This window comes from Nocardiopsis tropica (assembly GCF_042660575.1).
Lineage (GTDB): Bacteria > Actinomycetota > Actinomycetes > Streptosporangiales > Streptosporangiaceae > Nocardiopsis > Nocardiopsis tropica.
This window is the reverse complement of the sequence record NZ_JBHSUF010000037.1, coordinates 1-17,750: the sequence shown is the minus strand read 5'-3', so window position 1 is coordinate 17,750 and position 17,750 is coordinate 1. Positions and strand designations below refer to the sequence as shown.

15 protein-coding genes and 2 pseudogenes are annotated in these 17,750 nt (G+C 70.8%); 9 read left to right on the top strand and 8 right to left on the bottom strand.

The window, feature by feature from the left end; genetic code table 11:
• A pseudogene (locus tag ACFQBR_RS33700) lies at positions 1 to 133 on the bottom strand (activator-dependent family glycosyltransferase); the annotation flags it as partial.
• 412 nt (positions 134 to 545) lie between these two features.
• Between ACFQBR_RS33700 and ACFQBR_RS33120 the strand changes: the two are divergent.
• The 3 genes from ACFQBR_RS33120 to ACFQBR_RS33110 all read left to right on the top strand — a co-directional run bounded on the left by ACFQBR_RS33120 (position 546) and on the right by ACFQBR_RS33110 (position 4,213).
• Positions 546 to 1,898: a nucleotide sugar dehydrogenase gene (locus ACFQBR_RS33120; protein ID WP_344181794.1), complete on the top strand. Its 1,353-nt coding sequence runs from the start codon at positions 546 to 548 to the stop codon at positions 1,896 to 1,898.
• 5 nt (positions 1,899 to 1,903) lie between these two features.
• Positions 1,904 to 2,890 carry an NAD-dependent epimerase/dehydratase family protein gene (locus tag ACFQBR_RS33115; RefSeq protein ID WP_344181796.1) on the top strand — a complete coding sequence of 329 codons (987 nt, stop codon included), beginning with the start codon at positions 1,904 to 1,906 and terminating at the stop codon, positions 2,888 to 2,890.
• 147 nt (positions 2,891 to 3,037) lie between these two features.
• Positions 3,038 to 4,213 (top strand): methyltransferase domain-containing protein, encoded by a 1,176-nt coding sequence (locus ACFQBR_RS33110; protein WP_378554963.1) that lies wholly within the window; start codon positions 3,038 to 3,040, stop codon positions 4,211 to 4,213.
• On the opposite strand, the gene ACFQBR_RS33105 is transcribed toward ACFQBR_RS33110, so the two are convergent.
• Entirely contained in the window at positions 4,200 to 5,489 is a 1,290-nt protein-coding gene (locus ACFQBR_RS33105; RefSeq protein WP_344181799.1) for an activator-dependent family glycosyltransferase, read from the bottom strand. The two genes, ACFQBR_RS33110 and ACFQBR_RS33105, sit on opposite strands and share 14 nt — an antisense overlap.
• A 627-nt stretch (positions 5,490 to 6,116) precedes the next feature.
• Between ACFQBR_RS33105 and ACFQBR_RS33100 the strand changes: the two genes are divergently transcribed.
• The 4 genes from ACFQBR_RS33100 to ACFQBR_RS33085 all read left to right on the top strand — a co-directional run bounded on the left by ACFQBR_RS33100 (position 6,117) and on the right by ACFQBR_RS33085 (position 10,761).
• Positions 6,117 to 6,758, top strand: coding sequence for an LmbU family transcriptional regulator (locus ACFQBR_RS33100; RefSeq protein WP_267947211.1), 642 nt, complete (start codon positions 6,117 to 6,119; stop codon positions 6,756 to 6,758).
• 177 nt (positions 6,759 to 6,935) lie between these two features.
• The gene (locus tag ACFQBR_RS33095) at positions 6,936 to 8,048 is read left to right on the top strand and encodes a DegT/DnrJ/EryC1/StrS family aminotransferase (protein WP_344181801.1); all 1,113 of its coding nucleotides are present in this window, start codon (positions 6,936 to 6,938) and stop codon (positions 8,046 to 8,048) included.
• On the top strand, positions 8,045 to 9,421 hold the full coding sequence (locus tag ACFQBR_RS33090) for an NDP-hexose 2,3-dehydratase family protein (RefSeq protein ID WP_344181803.1): 1,377 nt from the start codon (positions 8,045 to 8,047) through the stop codon (positions 9,419 to 9,421). The genes ACFQBR_RS33095 and ACFQBR_RS33090 overlap by 4 nt, the downstream gene beginning before the upstream one ends.
• A 53-nt stretch (positions 9,422 to 9,474) precedes the next feature.
• Complete coding sequence (locus ACFQBR_RS33085; RefSeq protein WP_344181805.1) at positions 9,475 to 10,761, top strand: activator-dependent family glycosyltransferase; 1,287 nt, start codon at positions 9,475 to 9,477, stop codon at positions 10,759 to 10,761.
• A gap of 157 nt (positions 10,762 to 10,918) precedes the next feature.
• Here ACFQBR_RS33085 and ACFQBR_RS33080 read toward each other — a convergent pair whose 3' ends face one another.
• Both ACFQBR_RS33080 and ACFQBR_RS33075 read right to left on the bottom strand, forming a co-directional pair.
• Entirely contained in the window at positions 10,919 to 11,203 is a 285-nt protein-coding gene (locus tag ACFQBR_RS33080; RefSeq protein WP_267947207.1) for a hypothetical protein, read from the bottom strand.
• A 42-nt stretch (positions 11,204 to 11,245) separates the two neighbouring features.
• Positions 11,246 to 11,803: a GNAT family N-acetyltransferase gene (locus ACFQBR_RS33075; protein ID WP_267947206.1), complete on the bottom strand. Its 558-nt coding sequence runs from the start codon at positions 11,801 to 11,803 to the stop codon at positions 11,246 to 11,248.
• A 646-nt stretch (positions 11,804 to 12,449) separates the two neighbouring features.
• Here ACFQBR_RS33075 and ACFQBR_RS33070 point away from each other — a divergent pair.
• Positions 12,450 to 12,554: a SapB/AmfS family lantipeptide gene (locus ACFQBR_RS33070; protein WP_267947205.1), complete on the top strand. Its 105-nt coding sequence runs from the start codon at positions 12,450 to 12,452 to the stop codon at positions 12,552 to 12,554.
• Between the two features lie 119 nt (positions 12,555 to 12,673).
• On the opposite strand, the gene ACFQBR_RS33065 is transcribed toward ACFQBR_RS33070, so the two are convergent.
• The 4 genes from ACFQBR_RS33065 to ACFQBR_RS33050 form a co-directional block, all read right to left on the bottom strand.
• A complete protein-coding gene (locus ACFQBR_RS33065; protein WP_344181807.1) occupies positions 12,674 to 13,825 on the bottom strand; it encodes an ABC transporter permease in 1,152 nt (383 codons plus the stop codon).
• Positions 13,822 to 15,015, bottom strand: a complete 1,194-nt coding sequence (locus ACFQBR_RS33060; protein WP_344181809.1) for an ABC transporter permease — start codon at positions 15,013 to 15,015, stop codon at positions 13,822 to 13,824. Before ACFQBR_RS33060 ends, ACFQBR_RS33065 begins: the two co-directional genes overlap by 4 nt.
• A gap of 2 nt (positions 15,016 to 15,017) precedes the next feature.
• Positions 15,018 to 15,953 carry an ABC transporter ATP-binding protein gene (locus tag ACFQBR_RS33055; RefSeq protein ID WP_344181811.1) on the bottom strand — a complete coding sequence of 312 codons (936 nt, stop codon included), beginning with the start codon at positions 15,951 to 15,953 and terminating at the stop codon, positions 15,018 to 15,020.
• A 217-nt stretch (positions 15,954 to 16,170) separates the two neighbouring features.
• The gene (locus ACFQBR_RS33050) at positions 16,171 to 17,427 is read right to left on the bottom strand and encodes an activator-dependent family glycosyltransferase (RefSeq protein ID WP_344181813.1); all 1,257 of its coding nucleotides are present in this window, start codon (positions 17,425 to 17,427) and stop codon (positions 16,171 to 16,173) included.
• 190 nt (positions 17,428 to 17,617) lie between these two features.
• On the opposite strand from ACFQBR_RS33050, the pseudogene ACFQBR_RS33695 reads away from it, so the two are divergent.
• A pseudogene (locus ACFQBR_RS33695) lies at positions 17,618 to 17,750 on the top strand (activator-dependent family glycosyltransferase); the annotation flags it as partial.

Genomic DNA, 17,750 nt, shown 5'->3' with positions numbered 1-17,750 from the left:
CCGCCACCGTCGGCCCCAGCGCGGGCTGGCTCGCCACCCGCACCTCGTGCCCGGCGGCCCGCAGGGCCCACGCCAGGGGCACCATCCCCAGGAAGTGGGTTCTCTCCGCCTGCGTCGCGATCAGCACGCGCACGGCCATCGCCTCCGTCCCTGTGTCGTCCGCCGGCCGCGGGAGCGGGCCGGGAGGCCCCCGGCGCCGCGGGTCCGCCCCGGCCGCGGCGTATTCTTTCCCGGCGGCCGAACCAATCGGCACGCGACCGGGTTTGCCAAGAGTTGCTTCCGCGCGCATATCATTGCCCACCTGAACCGGCCGGGGCCTCATTTATCTTCGGCAAGGGAGATTGTAGGGAAGTCGTTCGCCCCGCCTCCGACGAGGACTTCCCCGGTGCTGCCCCGTGCGCCCCGCGCGCATGAAGTAGATTCCCAGGCACCGGCCGATCCGCCGGACAGGTGAATGGCCGGATACTGGACCGATCCTTTCTCGTCAAGATCCCTCGGGACCTGTTTTCCCTGTGCCGCCGGGGTGAGAGTCGAATGGAGCTCATATGCGTTTCCTGCTGGATCGGGAGGACATCACCGTCTCGGTCGTCGGCCTGGGATACGTGGGATCGTGCGTCGCCGTCAGCCTGGCCGACAACGGGGTGGACGTCGTCGGCGTCGACGTCGACGCCTCCCTGATCGAGGAGATGGAGGCGGGCCGCTGCCGTCTCAAGGAGCCGGGGCTGCCCGAACTGGTGGCCAAGGGCCGGGGGTCCGGCCGCCTGCGCGTCACCACCGACTTCGCCGCGATCTCCGGTACGGACGTGGTCGTGATCGCCGTCGGCACCCCGGTCCAGGAGGACGGCACGCTCGTCGAGACGCAGGTCGAGAGCGCCGCGACCGAGATCGGGCTGCACCTGCGGGCCGGACAGGTCGTCATCTTCAAGAGCACGGTCCCCCCGGGCACGACCCGCGCCCTCGTCGCACCGCTGCTGGAGGGCGGGGGCCTGACCTGCGGCGAGGACTTCGGGCTGGCCTTCTGCCCCGAACGCCTCTCCCAGGGCAGCGCGCTGGCCGAGATCCGCCGGCTCCCCGTGGTCGTCGGCGGCTGGGACGAGCGGTCCGGAGCCGCGGCCGAGCGGTTCTGGCGGGCCGGGCTCGGCGTCGAGACCGTCCCCTGCTCCTCCATCGAGGCCGCCGAGACGGTGAAACTCCTCAACAACTGGTGGATCGACCACAACATCGCCCTGGCCAACGAGCTCGCGCGCTACTGCGCGGCCATCGGGGTGGACGCCATGGAGGTCATCGCGGCGACCAACGAGGTGCCCAAGGGGAAGGGGAACATCAACGTCCTCTCACCGGGCGTCGGCGTGGGCGGCTCCTGCCTGACCAAGGACCCCTGGATGCTCTGGCGCTCCGCCCGGGAACGGGGGGTCGACCTCAGCACCGTGGTCACCGCGCGCGAGGCCAACGAGGCGATGCCCGGCTACGTCGCCGGGCTCATCGTGGACGGCCTCGCCGCCCTGGGCACCCCCGCCGACCGGTCGCGGGTGGCCGTGCTGGGGTTGTCCTTCAAGAACAACACCGGCGACCTGAGGTCGACCCCCACCCTGCCCGTGGTCTCCGCGCTCCGCGAGGCCGGGGCCGACGTGGCGCTCTTCGACCCGCTCGCGGACCCCGACGAGATCCGCAAGGAGTTCGGCGTGGAGCCCTCGTCCGGCGTGGAAGGGGCGGCGTCCGGTGCCGACTGCCTCGCGGTTCTCGCGTGGCACGATGAGTTCGCCGAACTGGACATGGCCGCGCTCCGCGCGCTCACCGCCCCGGGATGCCTGTTCCTGGACGGCCGGGCCCACTTCGACGAACAGACCGTCGAGTCCCTCACGGGGCTCGGATTCACCTACCGAGGGATAGGACGGTAGACGCCGTGGCGCGTGCCGTAGTGACCGGGGGAAACGGCTTCGTCGGAAGCCACCTCGTCGACCGCCTCCTGCGCAGGGGGGACGAGGTCGTCGTCTTCGACTCGAAGGGGGCGCGGCCCAAACCCGCGCCCTCCTGGACCGAGGTCGAGTACGTCCGGGGCAGTGTCAGCTCCGCGGACCAGCTCTCCGAGGCCATCACGAGCGGGGTGGACGTGGTGTACCACCTCGCCGCCGTCGTGGGGGTGGACCGCTACCTGGAATCCCCCCTCGACGTCATCGACGTCAACTTCACGGGGACCCGCAACGTGCTCGACCGGGCCCAGCGGGTCGGGGCCAAGGTGGTCTTCGCCAGCACCAGCGAGGTGTTCGGCAAGAACCCGGACGTCCCCTGGAAGGAGGACGCCGACCGGATCCTCGGGACGACGTCGGCCAACCGGTGGAGCTACTCCTCCAGCAAGGCGCTGGCCGAGCACCTGACGTTCGGCTACATGCGGGAGCGGGGCCTCAACGCCTCCATCGTCCGCTACTTCAACCTCTACGGGCCGCGCCAGCGCCCGGCCTTCCTCATCAGCCGCAGCGTCCACCGGGCGCTGCGCGGGGAGCCCCCGATCGTCTACGACGAGGGCAGCCAGACCCGGAGCTTCACCTACATCGACGACGCCGTCGACGCCACCGTCGAGATCGGCACCCGGCCCGAGGCGGACGGGGAGTGCTTCAACGTCGGCAGCTCGGACGAGGTCACGATCCGCGAGGCGGTCGACCTCGTCGTGGAGCTCACCGGGGGGCGCGTCGGCCTCACGTCGATCGACACCCGGGACAGGTTCGGCGACTCCTACCAGGACCTCGACCGGCGCATCCCCGACGCCGGGAAGATCCTCTCCCTCCTGGGGTGGAAGAGCACCACCTCCCTGCGGGAGGGGGTGGCCCGCACCATCGAGTGGGCCGAGGAGAGCCCGTGGTGGCTCGAACAGCAGGAGAACACCACGGACTGACCCCCGCCCGTCGGGCGGCCGACCACCGGCCGCCCGACGATCCCGGGCCGCCGACCCCCGGCGCGCCCGTCCCACGACGCCCGCGAGGAGTTCAGGTTGGTCCCCACCACCACGTGCCGTGTCTGCCGAGGAACGGTCACCGAGTTCATGGACTTCGGCCGCCAGCCGCTGTCGGACGCCTTCCGCGAGCCCGACGACACCGGCGAGGAGTTCTTCTACCGCCTGGCCGTCGGCGCCTGTCCGGACTGTCAGATGGTGCAGTTGATGGAGGAGGTGCCCAGGGAGCGCATGTTCCACGAGGGCTACCCCTACTACTCCTCCGGCTCCACCGTCATGCGCGCCCACTTCGAGGCCACCGCGGAGAAGCTGCTCGCCGAGCACCTGACCGGGCCCGACCCCTTCGTGGTCGAGCTGGGCTGCAACGACGGCGTCATGCTGGAGACCGTGGCCCGGGCCGGGGTGCGCCACCTCGGGATGGAGCCGTCCGGAGCCGTCTCCGAGGTCGCCCGCTCCAAGGGCGTCCGCGTGCGCAACGCGTTCTTCGAGAAGGAGACCGCGCTGCGCGTCCGCGAGGAGGACGGCCCCGCCGATGTCGTCTACGCCGCCAACACGTTCTGCCACATCCCGTACGTGGACTCGGTCCTGGAGGGGATCGGGGAGCTGCTGGCCCCCGACGGGGTGTTCGTCTTCGAGGACCCCTACTTCGGCGACGTCAGCGCGAAGGCGTCCTTCGACCAGTTCTACGACGAGCACTTCTTCCTGTTCACCGCCACCTCCGTGCGCAACATGGCCCGGCGGTTCGGGCTGGACCTGGTCGACGTCGAGCGCCTGCCCACCCACGGCGGGGAGCTGCGCTACACGCTGGCCAAGGAGGGCGCCCGCACACCCTCGCGGGCCGTGTCCGCGATCCTGGCCGAGGAGGAGGAGCGGGACCTGACCTCGCCGGAGGCGCTGCGCTCCTTCGGCGACCGGGTCAGGGGGAACTGCGAGAGCCTGACGAAGGAGCTGCGCTCCCTCCGCGACCAGGGCAGGCGCGTGGTGGGCTACGGCGCCACCGCCAAGAGCGCGACGGTGCTCAACTTCTGCGGGATCGACGCCGAACTCCTGGAGTTCGTCTGCGACACGACGCCCGCCAAACAGGGGCGCCTCACCCCCGGCTCCGGCGTCAGGGTCCTCGGACACGAGGCCTTCACGGCCTCCTACCCCGACTACGCGCTCCTGCTGGCGTGGAACCACGCCGAGGAGATCATGGCCAAGGAGGTCGGCTTCCGCGAGGCCGGGGGCCGCTGGATCCAGTACGTCCCGGACGTCAGGATCGAGTGAGGGCCGGCCCAGCGCCCTCTCCCGCCGCGCCGGCCAGGTCCCGGGCGACGTCGGCGGGGGAGGGCATGGCGGCCATCTCCTCGCGCAGCCGCCCCGCCGCCCCCGCGTGGGCGGGATCGCCGAGCAGGCGCAGCACACTCTCACGGACCGTGTCCGGAGAGACCCGTGCCGGGTCAACGACCACCCCAGCCCCCTGCGCGGCCACCAGCGAGGCCAGGAGCGGCTCGTCGTACATGTGGTGCGGCACCGCGGCCTGGGGCACCCCGTGGGCCAGGCCCGTCAGGACGGTGCCCGCGCCACCGTGGGTGATCATGGCGTCGCAGGCGGGGGCGAGGGCGTGCAGCGGCACGTACTCGACCAGGCGCGCGTTGGGCGGCACGGCGCCGAGTTTGGCCTGCTCCGGCGCCGACAGCGTGGCGACGACCTCCACGTCCAGGTCGGCCAGCCCCTCCAGGAGGGTGCCCACGTCCACGGTGTGGCCGCCCAGGCGCCGTGTGGCCGTGATGCCGAGGCTGAGCGCGACGCGGGGCCGCGCCGGCGGGGTGCGCAGCCAGTCGGGGACCACGGCCCTGCCGTTGTAGGGGACGTAGCGCAGGGGGAGCCGACGTGTGCCGGTGGGCACGGGGACGCCCAGGGAGTCGGGGACGGGGTCGAGGGTGGCCCGCCCCCGGACGAGGTCCTCGGAGAACTCCACCCCGTAGCGGGCGGCGCGGTTCTCCAGCCAGGCGCGGAGGGGGTCGTCGCGGTCGGCCCCGGGCTGCTCGGCCATGCGCTCCAGGTACTGCACCCGCATGGCGGCGAACAGGTCCAGGCTCCACAGGAACCGCGCGTGGGGCGCACCGCACGCCTGCGCCGCGATCGCCCCGGCGAAGGTCAGGGGTTCCCAGACGACCAGGTCGGGCCTCCATGCGCGGCAGAACGACACCAGGTCGTCCAGCATCGGGTCGTTGACGACCTTCCACCACAGGGGGACGAGCACGTCGCGGTACCCCGCCCGGAGCGCCTCCCACGACGGCGGCTCCGCGGCGGCCACGCCCATCATGTCGAAGTCCGGCCGCATGTCCTCCCCCATCCTCCTCACCCAGCTGATGACCTGGGGAAGCAGGTGGTCCGTGCCCACGCCGACGAAGGGCAGGCCCGTCGCCGCCACGGTGGGGGCCAGTTCGGGCTGGCTGGCGACGCGCACCTCGTGCCCGGCCGCGCGCAGAGCCCACGCGAGGGGCACCATTCCGATGAAGTGAGCCTTCTCGGAGAACGTTGTGAACAAGATACGCATCGGCAATCCTCGCTGTTCTCGGGAAGGGTAGGGGAATCTAATCCGGGCGGCTATTTTTGTCGAGGACGCGCGTCCGCTTCCCTTGCAATGCCTTATGCGTCGGCGGTCCGGCGGCGAATCGGCGGGAGAAGTTTCGGCCAAAGAAAAGGAATCTGGTCCCACTTGCGTGACTCACCGTGAACAAATTATTGCTCAAGGTGTCTATTATTTGGGGGTTGCTGCTCGCTTGTCTATCTCATACGCTGTGTCCGCGGCCATGCCGGTGGATGTATCGGCGGCGGTGTGCAGGGTTGTTTCAAGCATGAATTCAACCGAGGGGGTACTCAGGTTCAGGCCTTGTTGTCGACCGCTTTGGTCTGGTTCAGGGTAATGCAAACGCGCTGCGCCCGCTGAGTCCCCTGTCGAGGGGTCGGTGTCTCCGCGCCGACAGCTCTCCATTTCATGCGTGCTTTCTGCAATCCTGTTTTCGCCGCTTCTACGAGCTTTTGCCTCCGCGGTTCGAAAATCCCCCGCAGTGAGCCCTCTTACCGATGTCAGCCCAATTTTCCCTACGGGAGAATGATCCTGATCCGAGCGTTGATTTCTCTTGCCGAGCGGGAGGGTCGATGAGGGGACCACATGGAAACTATGACGAATCCGGGTCACACGAACGGAAGGACGAAGTCCCGGGGCGGGGTCGAGCACCGGCCCGCCGTGGACCTCGCCGGCCGGCGGACGGGGAGCAGGAACCCGACCCGGCGCACGAGCCTCCACCTTCCCGACGGCATGGCCATGGGCGACTGGGAGCGCTGGGGACAGCACATCTTCGTCATCTCCGACGCCTCCGCCTGGTGGCTGGGGGACTGGTTGATCTACGGCCAGGAGAACTACCCCCACCGGTACAAACAGGCCATAGAGAACACCTCCCTGGACTACCAGACCCTGCGCAACTACGCGTGGGTCGCCCGGAAGTTCATCCCCGGCCGCCGACGGGAGAAGCTGAGCTTCCAGCACCACGCAGAGGTGTGCGGGCTGCCCGAGAACGAACAGGAGAAGTGGCTCTCCGAGGCGGAGGCCGGCCGTTGGTCCCGAAACGAACTCCGCCGCCGGATCAAGCTCCACGCCCGGGGCGAGGACGCGGTGCCGGAGACGATGTATGTTCAGGTGGCCATTAACCCCGAACGCCGGAAACAATGGCAGGAAGCAGCGGAGAGCTCGGGTATGAGCCTTCCGGAGTGGGCTTCGGCGACGTTGGACATGGCGGCCAAGAAAATGGTCGAGGTCGGTTGATCCGGGAGCTCTGAACCTGCTCCCCCTCTGCTATGTATGTACCTCGCCCCGGTCGGGACCCCCTCCCCACCGCACCTGCCGGCGGATTGCCCGCCGTACGCGCGGGGCGACACCTTGTGCCCACGACCCGGGTTCCCGGTTCTTTCGGCCGTGGAAGACCTGAAAACGGAGGAACACATGACGACCTATGTCTGGGGATACCTGGAGGAGTACGAGAAGGAGAGAGAGGACATCCTCGACGCGGTGGACACCGTGTTCAAGTCGGGGAAGCTCATCTGGGGCCCCTCCCTCGTCGCCTTCGAGCAGGAGTTCGCCGACTACCACGGGGTCGCGCACTGCGCCGGCGTCGACAACGGCACCAACGCGATCGTCCTCGGCCTGCGCGCCCTCGGGGTGGGCGCGGGCGACGAGGTGATCACCGTGTCGAACACGGCGGCCCCCACGGTCCTGGCCATCGACCTGGTGGGCGCCAAGCCCGTCTTCGTCGACATCGACCCGGACACCTACCTGATGCGGACCGACCAGGTCGCCGCCGCCATCACCGAGCGCACCCGCTGCCTCCTGCCGGTCCACCTCTACGGCCAGTGTGTGGACATGGCCCCGCTGGAGGCCCTCGCCGCCGAGCACGGGCTCGTCGTGCTGGAGGACTGCGCCCAGGCGCACGGCGCCACCCACCACGGGCGGGTCGCCGGATCCATGGGCCACGCCGCGGCGTTCTCCTTCTACCCCACGAAGATCCTGGGGGCCTACGGCCACGCGGGCGCCACCATCACCTCCGACCCCGAGGTCGACGCCAGCCTCCGGCGCCTGCGCTACTACGGCATGGACCAGGAGCGCTACTACGTCGTCACCCCCAACGGCCAGAACAGCAGGCTGGACGAGGTGCACGCCGAGATCCTGCGCCGCAAGCTCGGCCGCCTGGACGAGTACGTCGCGGGCCGCAGGGAGGTCGCGCGGATCTACGACGAGGCGCTCGCCGACACGGACCTGGTCCTGCCCGCGACCGCGCCCGGCAACGAGCACGCCTACTACCTCTACGTGGTCCGCCACCCCGAGCGCGACCGGATCATCGAGGAGATGAAGGCGCACGACATCGCCCTCAACATCAGCTACCCCTGGCCCGTCCACACGATGTCCGGCTTCTCCCACCTCGGCTACGAGAAGGGCAGCCTGCCGGTGACCGAGCAGCTGGCCGGCGAGATCTTCTCGCTGCCGATGTACCCCTCCCTGCCGCGCGAGGAGCAGCGGCGGATCATCGAGGCGCTGACCAAGACCCTGGCCAGGCTGTGACCCACGCGGCCGACGAGGTCCGGTTCCCGCTCGCGGCGCCGGACCCGGAAGTGCCCCTGGAGTCCGACGCCGAGCTGGCCCGGTGGTGGGAGAGCAGGCCGCGGCACCGGATGCTCTCCGTCGGGCGGGTCGGCTTCGACCGCGGCGGACCCTGGTCCTTCGCCGAGGGGACAGGCGACCTCGTCCACGCCAGCGGGGGCTTCTTCTCGGTCCGGGGCCTGCGGGCCTCCGCCGGGGGGACCACCTTCCACCAGCCGGTCATCGACCAGCCGGAGATCGGCATCCTGGGCATCCTCGTCAAGGAGTTCGACGGGGTGCCCCACTTCCTGATGCAGGCCAAGTTCGAGCCCGGCAACGTCAACCTCCGCCAGATCTCACCGACCGTGCAGGCCACGCGCAGCAACTACACGGGGGTTCACGGCGGCCGTCCCACCCCCTACGTGGAGTACTTCCGCGCCCCGCGCGGCGGGCGGGTGCTCGTGGACGTCCTCCAGTCCGAGCAGGGCGAGTGGTTCTGGCGCAAGCACAACCGGAACATCATCGTCCAGGTGGACGGGGACGTCCCCGAGCACGAGGACTACCGGTGGTTCACGCTGCGCCAGATCCAGGACGCGCTGCGCCGGGACAACCTGGTCAACATGGACGCCCGGACCGTGCTGTCCTGCCTCCCCGTGACCCGGGACGGACAGCCGGAACCGGACGACCGCTTCGGCCGGGCGCTCCGGCGCTCCTACGGTGAGGAGTCCCGGCACACGATGACCGCGGTCGTCAGCTGGTTCACCGAGGAGAAGACGGTCGTCGACTACCGGTCGCAGATCCTGCCGCTCTCCGGCGCCGAGGGCTGGCGCCGGACCGACGACGAGATCACCGCCGGCGACGGCGCCGGGTTCAGGATCATCATGGTCTCCGTCGAGGCCCGCATCCGCGAGGTCTCCTCCTGGGTCCAACCCCTGCTGGCGCCGACCCGGAACGGGTTCGCCGCCTTCCTGGTGCGCGAGATCGACGGTGTCCTCCACGTCCTGGTCCGCGCCCGCGCCGAACCCGGCACCCTCGACCGGGTCGAGATCACGCCCACCGTGCAGTACTCGGCCTCCGCCGCGGCGCTCGGGCGCCCCGAGCCCTTCGCCGACGAGACGGTCTCGCCGCCGGCCCACCGGGTGCGCTACGACGCGCTGCTCTCGGAGGAGGGGGGCCGCTTCCACCACGCCCAGACCAGGTACCGCATCGTCGAGGCGGACCCCGCTCTGCCCGTCGAGGCGCCGCCGGACTTCCTGTGGGTGACCGCCTCCCAGCTCATGCGGCTGGTGCGGCACAGCCACTACCTCAACATCGAGGCGAGAACCCTCCTGGTCTGCCTGCACTCCCTGACCTGAGCCGCGGGCGGCGCCCACCCGTTCGACACTTCCGCACCAAGGGGTCCACAGCCATGCGCGTCCTGATCGTCAGCCAGGCGGAGAAGACCCACCTGCTGGGCCTGATCCCCCAGGCGTGGGCTCTGCGGGCGGCCGGGCACGAGGTGCGGGCGGCCAGTCAGCCGGCGCTGGTCCCGACCATCGCGCGCACCGGGCTGCCCGCGGTCTCCGTGGGCCGCGACCACCTGTTCCACCAGCTGCTGGTCACGCTGAAGGGCCTGGGCTTCGGGGACACCGCGGGCTTCGACATGGCCAGGAGCGACGCGGAGGCAGAGGGGCTGGAGTACCTGTCGGAGGGGTACCGCGAGTTCGTGCGCCTCTGGTGGCACCCGGTCAGCGCGCCGATGCTCGACGACCTGACCGACTTCTGCCGCTGGTGGCGTCCGGACCTCGTCCTGTGGGAGCCGACCACCTTCGCGGCCCCCGTCGCCGCCCGCGCCTCGGGGGCCGCGCACGCCCGGGTGCTGTGGGGGCTGGACGTCTTCTCCCGCACGCGGAGCCGGTTCCTGGGCCGTCTGGCAGAACTACCCGCCGGCGACCGCGAGGACCCCCTCGCGGAGTGGCTGCAGAGTTGTGCCGAGCGTGTGGGAACCGACTTCTCGGAGGAGCTGGTCTCCGGCCAGGCGACCCTGGACCCCTATCCCGCGGGGCTGCGGCTGCCGCCCGACCCGGGGACGCGCCACATCCCCCTCAGATACGTCCCCTACAACGGCACCGCGGTGGTGCCCGACTGGCTGCGCGCCCCGGGACGGCGCCGGAGGGTCTGCCTGACCCTCGGCTCCGGGACGCCGGAGAGGTTCGACGACCGGTACCGCCTGCCCCTGGGCGAACTCCTGGAGGCGATCGCCGAACTGGACGTGGAGGTCGTCGCCACGCTCTCGGCGGAGCAGACCGCCGGCCTCGGGAGCATCCCCGGCAACGTCCGCGTGGTGGAGCACGTCCCCCTGCACGCCCTCATGCCCCGCTGCTCCGCCGTGGTCCACCACGGGGGAGCGGGGACCTTCTGCACCGCGGTCGCCCACGGCGTCCCGCAGCTCATCCTCCCCGAGTTCGCCATGGCCCAGTACGCGTTCGACGAGTCGCTGCTCGCCGCCAACGTCACGGAGCTGGAGGGCGGGCTGACGCTGGAGGGCACGGACCTCACGGGCAAGGAGGTCACCCGCCAGGTGGGGCGGCTGCTGGACGAGCCCCGCTTCGCCGAGGGCGCCCGGCGCCTGTCGGAGAAGTCCCGGGAGATGCCGAGCCCCGCCGACCTCGTGCCCGTCCTGGAGGACCTGGCGGCCCGGCGCCGGGGAAACTGAGGCGTCGACGGGACCGGTGGTCCTGCCGGGGTCCACGTGATTCCAGGGGCTCAGGTGACGGTGTCCGCGGTCTCCCCGGCGCCCGCGCGAGCGGGACGCGCCCCCACACGGAGGACGGGCGGACGGAGAACCCCCGTCCGCCCGCGCCCCGCTGCGGTCACACCTGCTTCGGCGCCACCGCCTGCTCCTGGATCCGCTCCGCGATGAACTGGGTCAGGTCCTCGAAGCTCTCACCGGAGAACTCCGACATGTCCTCCAGGACGGACACGTTGTAGACGTCCTCCAGGGCCAGGACCAGCTGCACGATCGAGAACGAGTCCAGGTCGCTCATCTGCGAGGGCTCGGGGAGGTCGAACTGGGGCTCGTTCGACGTGAACATCAGGACGGTCATCGCCTGGACCTTGATCTGGGCCAGGATCTCGTTCCGGTCAACTGCGGCCATCGGTGCCGAACCTCTTCTCTGGGGTGGTGGGGGCGGGCGCTCTCAGTTGCTGCTCGGCGCCTGGGAGAGCCGCTGGACGAACTTGGCGCCGTAGCGCTCCCAGCGCGCGCGCTGGATGACGAAGTGCGAGGCGTCCTCCAAGCCGGGGGAGCGCGGAAGGCCGGCCGCGGGAGGGTTCTCCTCCATGACCATGGTCGGGTGGTTCCGCAGGCCGGTGGCCCTGTCCCCGGCGGACCAGAAGCGCACCTCGTCCACCGGCCAGGCCCTGAACGCGCGGTCCACGGTCAGCACGGTCGCCTCCAGGGCGATGCCGACCGCGTTCGACCCCTCGTCCACGACCACGTCCACCTGGATCCACCGCCTCTCGGTGTCCAGACGGGACAGCGAGCAGAACCCCAGGACGGTACCGTCGGCCGGGGAGACGGCGAAGAACTGCTCCGTGACGTCCGCCGTGTCGCGGGGGAGCGGCCGGACCAGGTCCTCCATTCCGGGGAATTCCCCGACGCCCTTCTCGGCCAGGGCCCGGACGACGCCCTCCGTTTCCAGACTCCGGGTGGGGGACAACCGGATCCTGCGCGTTTCCACGGGTTTTTCTGTCACGCTCTCCTACCTCGACTCTTTATCGGTTCGCGTCGGCGCCCTTCCCGGCGCACGGTGGGGAAAACCCATTCCCGGAACCCGGGGGCAAAGGGTGACGGGGCGCTCGCCGCGTGTCCCGCCAGCGGGACACGCGGGCTCGGTCCACGTACCTTAGTCGCCCTTTCCGTCCCGTTTCCGGACCGGACGCCCCGGGCCTCGGCACGGGGCGTCCGCGGTGGCGTCCCGCCCTGCGGGACGGCCCCGGGGCGTGCCGGGCGGAGGGGCCGGCAAGAACCGGTTCACCAGGCATCCGTCGCCCTCGCGGTCCGGGCCGTCCTGCGTTCGGGAGGCCGGGGGAGCGGCGCCGGAAGGACCGGCGGCACACCGCTGCGGCATCGGCCGGGCAGGCCCTCCGTCCAGGCCGGCGCCGGGGAGGAGAGGGCTCCCGCCGGGCTTGCCGGCGACTGCGGGGGTCATTGGCGGAACCGGCGCCGTGCGGGGAATGGGCGGCTCGGAGGAATCGCCCCCGGGTAAATCGGCACAGATTCCCGGCGAGTGCGCTGTTATCGTGATGCAGTCCTGGCCACAAAGGTCGGACGGAGTCGCGGCGGGGTCACGGTTTGTTCCGAGGCCCCGGCGGGATTCCTTTCTCCTGAAAGGTGAAAAAATGGCCGTGAGCGAAGTTCTCGACCTGCAGGTCCTCGAGTCGGAGTCCCTCCTGGAGGAAGGCGTCCTCCTCAACAGCGGCCTCAGCCTCGTGAGCTGCAGCTGACGTCGTCCCCCCGGGCGGTGACGGGCCCCGGTAGGGGGTCCGCCACCGCCGCCTGAGGAGAGAAGGGTTGCCGCGGCCGGTCCTCCGGTCGCGGCAACCCGCCGCTTCGGGCCCGTCCCCTACGCGGTGACGGCGCCGCGGAAGCGCCAGACGCCCAGCGTCAGCAGGACCGCCGCGTACCCCAGGAGCACGCCGATGTGCGGCAGCACGTCCGTGAGGGTCGCCTGGTTGCGGATCAGCTCGCTGAAGGCGTCGTAACCCCACGCGTGCGGGGTGAGGAACGCGATCGTCGTCATCGTCTCGTCGAACGACTCCAGCGGGAGCATGGTCCCCCCGAGCGCCCCGGCGCCGAGGCTGATCCCCACGGCCGCGGCCAACGCGCCACCCTCGGTCCGGGCGAGGCTGCCGAGCAGGAGCGAGGCTCCGCTGCTGACGAGGCAGAAGGCCGTGACCACCAGAGAGGTCGCCGGCAGGTCGCCCCAGTCCACGCCGAACATCAGGGCCGATCCGAACAGGATCAGCAGCGCCTGGGTCAGGGCGATGAGGAACCGGCCCAGGGCCTCGCCCAGCACGATGGACCCCGCCGAAGTGGGCGACGCGTACATGCGCCGCAGCACCCCCGAGCGTCTCGCCTGCACGATGCCCAGGGACGTGGTCAGCGCCGTGATGAAGGTGTAGAGCAGCAGCAGGGGCGGCGCCGCGAGGCTGTGGGAGGAGAGGCCCTCGGGGAAGGTGGCGTCCCCTGAGGTCGTCACCTCCACCTCGATGCCGGACACCTCGGTCTCCGAGGCGTTCTCCAACCGCTCGTCGAACCCGTCGTCCCGAACGGACCCCGTCACCTGCGCGGTGCTCAGGAGGGAGGACTCCCGGGTCACGACCGAGCGCACCCAGATGCCCACGTCCGCGGCGGCCAGGTCGTCACTGCGAGTGACGAGTTCCAGCTCGGCGCGCTCGCCGTTCCGGATCCGGTCCTCGTAGTCGTCGGGGATGACGAGCCCGGCCTGGACGTCGCCGCCCTCGACGAGGTCGCGCATCTCGCCCTCGTCCATGTGCAGGACGTCGATCCGCTCGTCCTCCTCCAGCGCGTCGACCAGGCGGTCGGCGAGCCCTGCCTGCGACGGGGAGGAGACCGCGAGCACGGGCTGACCCCCTCCGTACATCAGGCCCATCATGAAGACCATGAGGAAGGGGAGCAGCAGGACGAAGAAGATGTTCGTCCGGTCCCGGAACACGCGACGGAGGTTGAGGACCCCGATGATCAGCGGCTTCATGCGTTCACCATCCGTCCCATACGAAACAGCGCGACGGTGGTGCCCACGAGGCCGAGGGCGAGGAGCACCGCGCACGGAAGGAGGACCACGTCGAGACCTCCCGCGGAGAGTTCGCCCAGCCCGAGGAGGAACCACCGGTGGGGCGTCAGGTAGCTGACGATCGCCAGGCCGTTGAGCTGCGAGATGGGGAACAGCGCTCCGCCGAACACCCCGAGCAGCATCGCCAGGACCGACAGCCAGTTGGCGGCCTGCTCCGAGCTCCGGGCGAAGCTCGCCACGGCCGCGGTGAGGCCGATGACGGCCGTCACGCCCGTGAGGATCAGCGCGCCGGCGCCCAGGGGGTCGCCCCAGTCGGCGCCGAAGAAGACCGAGGTCGCGACGGCCAGCACGGCCATGTTCGCGAGGCCGATGACCAGGCCGCTGGTGAGCTTGGCGATCAGGATCGCCCCGCGCGGGATCGGACTGGCCAGCAGGCGGGCCAGGGTCCCGCCGGCCTTCTCGTCGAAGATGCTCGTGACGCTGAACATCGCCGCGAAGAAGACGAAGAAGAACGCCATCGAGGCGGAGTAGTAGGTGGCGTTGCCCAGCTCCCGCCACTCCAGATCCGCGTCCTCGGACAGGACGAGAGGCGCCTCGGCGGCCTCGGCCTCCTCCAGGAGGAGGGCCGCGTCCTCGGGGCTCGGCTCCGAGTCGAAGCCCGACGCGACAGCGAGGCGGATGCGCAGGTGCTCGGTCGCGAAGGCGCGGCCGATCTCCCGGGCGATGTGGGTCGCGACGGGGGCGTCGGCGTCCCCGACGACGGTGAGCACCGCGTCGTCGCCGTTCTCCAGGGACTCGGTGAAGTCCTCCGGGACGAGGAACGCGGCGTCCGCGCCGCCGTCCTCGACCAGTGCGCGCGCCTCGTCCTCGGTGTCCGCCGTGGTCAGTTCCAGGACCCCGTCGTCGGCCAGGGGCCGCAGGGCCGCGTCGACGAACTCCTGGCCGAGGGAGCCGGCGTCGCTGTCGACGACGACGTACTCGGAGCCCGTCTGCCGGGAGGTGTCGTCGCCGAGCAGCATGTTGAAGAAGAAGGCCACGCCGAGGGGCAGCAGGAGCCCGAAGACCAGCAGGCTGCCGTCCCGGAGCCGCTGGCGTACGTCCTTGGCCACGATGGCCGCGATCATGGTGAGCGTGTTGGGTCCGTTCGACATCGCTACTCCCGGAGTCCCTTCCCGGTGAGGCTGAGGAAGACGGCCTCGAGGTCCGGTTCCTGGACCTCGACCGACCGGATCCCGGCGCCGGCCCTGGTGAGCGTGTCCAGGATGAGGGGGAGGGCGTCCCTGGCGTTGGAGGTGAGGAGCCGGACCTGTGTCCCCTCGGAGGACACCTCGTCGATCGGCTCCAGCGCGCGCAGGACGTCCAGCACCCTCTCGCCGGGGGCGTCCAGGGTGATCAGGACCGTGTCGTCCTCACCGACCTGCGAGACCAGCTCACGCTGCGTGCCCTCGGCCCGGATCTTCCCGGCCTCGATGATGCCGACGCGGTCGCACAGGCGCTCCGCTTCCTCCATGTAGTGCGTCGTGTAGAGCACCGAGACCCCGCCCCGGGTCAGCGTGTGGACGCTCTCCAGGATGGAGTTTCGGCTCTGCGGGTCCACGCCGACCGTCGGCTCGTCCAGAATGAGGAGTCGGGGGCTGTTGAGCAGGCCGAGACCGATATTGAGACGGCGTGCCATTCCGCCCGAGAATTGGGATACGGCCTCACCGGCGCGGTCGGAAAGGCCGACCGTTTCCAGGACCTCTTCGGTCTTGGCGCGCGCCTCGGATTTCGACAACCCGTAGAGTCGGGCGAAGAAGCGGAGATTGTCGCGCGCGCTGAGGTCGTGGTAGAGGGCGAGCTCCTGCGGGACGAAGCCGATCAGGGACTTGCTTTTCCTGTTCGTCACGCTGTGCTCGATGCCGTCGACCGTGATCGACCCCGAGTCGCGCTCCAGGATGCCGGTGATCATGCCGATCGTGGTGGACTTGCCCGCCCCGTTCGGCCCCAGGAGGCCGTAGGTCTCACCTTCCTCGATAAAGAAGCTGACATCGTCCACCGCCTGGTTCTTGCCATATCTCTTGCTCACTCCCCTGACTTCCAGAATGGGCACGGGTGCTCCTCAAATTCTCGGTGCCTGCGTAGATCCGCCGGGGCGTGCTGAGTCGGAATCGTGCTTCTCCCCCACCGTCTCCGGGAGATTGTTCATGGAGAGCTTTCCCGTGCTGCGCCCGGTGCCGGGTCAGTGAACCATAGGAAGGGGCGCGGAGTGATACCGGCGCCATTTCCGCAGGTATTCGCCCCGGGGTTCGCTGCGGGGTCGGCGCCGGTCAGTGCCGGCCGGTGAGGGTGTGGGCGAGGTCGGCGGGGGAGGGCATGGCGGCCATCTCCTGGCGCAGGGCGTCGGCGGCTTCGGTGTGGCGGGGGTCGTCCAGGAGTGCGCGTACCCCGGCGGCCACGGCGCCGGGGGTGACCCGGTCGGGGTCCAGCACCCGGGCCGCACCGAGACCGGCCACGGACGAGGCCAGCAGGGACTCGTCGAACGTGGGCCGGGGGGAGACCAGTTGGGGCACCCCGTGCGCCAGCCCGGTCAGGACGGTGCCCGTCCCCCCGTGGGTGATCATCGCGGCGCAGGTGGGGGCGAGTGCGTGCAGGGGCACGTACTCGACCAGACGCGTGTTGGCGGGGACGGCGCCGAGCTTGGCCTGCTCGTGGGCGGGCAGGGTCGCCACGACCTCCACGTCCAGGTCCGCCAGCCCCTCCAGGACCATGGGCACGTCCACCCCGAACCTGCCCAGCCACGCCGCCGTGCTCGTCCCGAGGCAGAGCCCGACACGGGGGCGCTCGGGTGGGGTGCGCAACCAGTGGGGGACCACGGCCCTGCCGTTGTAGGGCACATAGCGCACGGGCAGGTAGTCCAGGTGGGAGGGCGTCTCCACCCTCAGGGACGCGGGGACCTGCTCGATGGTGGCCTGGCCGTGGACCAGGGTCTCGGAGTACTCGACGCCGTGGCGGGCGGCGCGCGCCCCCAGCCAGGCGGCCAGGGGGTCTTCTCGCTCGGCCGGGGGCTGCTCGGCCATCCGCGCCAGGAACCGCGCGCGCACGGCGCCGAAGACGTCCGCACCCCAGGGATGGCGCACGTGGGCCGCCCCGCACGCCTGCGCCGCGATCGCGCCGGAGAAGGTGATGGGCTCCCACACGACCAGGTCGGGCCTCCACTCCCGGCAGAACGCCACCAGGTCGTCCAGCATGGGGTCGTTCACCATCCGCCACCACCAGGTGACGACCTGCCTGTAGTCCTCCAGCTCCTCCGCCCAGGGGCGCTGGCCGCGCCCGCTGCCGAAGGCGGAGAAGAGGGGCACCCCCCCGCGCAGCCCGTCGAAGGAGGAGCGCGCGGTCAGGTGCCGCCAGAAGCCGTGGTCCCGGCCGACCGGGACGAACGGCAGACCGGTGTGCCGGACGACGGATCCCAGGGCGGGCTGGCTCGCCACCCGCACCTCGTGCCCGGCCGCGCGCAGGGCCCAGGCCACGGGGACCAGGCTCAGGAAGTTCGTCTTCTCTGCCAGGGACGCCACGACGACGCGCACGGTGGGCTCTCCTCGGGTCGCGGCCGACGTCGGCGCTGGGGGGTTCGGACGACGCGCGGGGCATCCCGCGGCGCGGCGCCATGTCTACCAGTTCCGGCCGGGGCGCCACCCGCCCCGAACCGACCGCCCGGGTGGACGCGCCGCGTCCCCTCCCCTAGTCTGCCGAAGCGCTTCGAGGAGGTGCGGGACGTTGCGTGTGCTGTTGACGGTGGCTGCGGAGAAGCCGCACTTCCTGGGGATGGTGCCCCTGGCGTGGGCCCTGCGGGCCGCCGGGCACGAGGTGCGGGTGGCGAGCCAGCCCGCGCTGGGGCCGACGGTGGCGG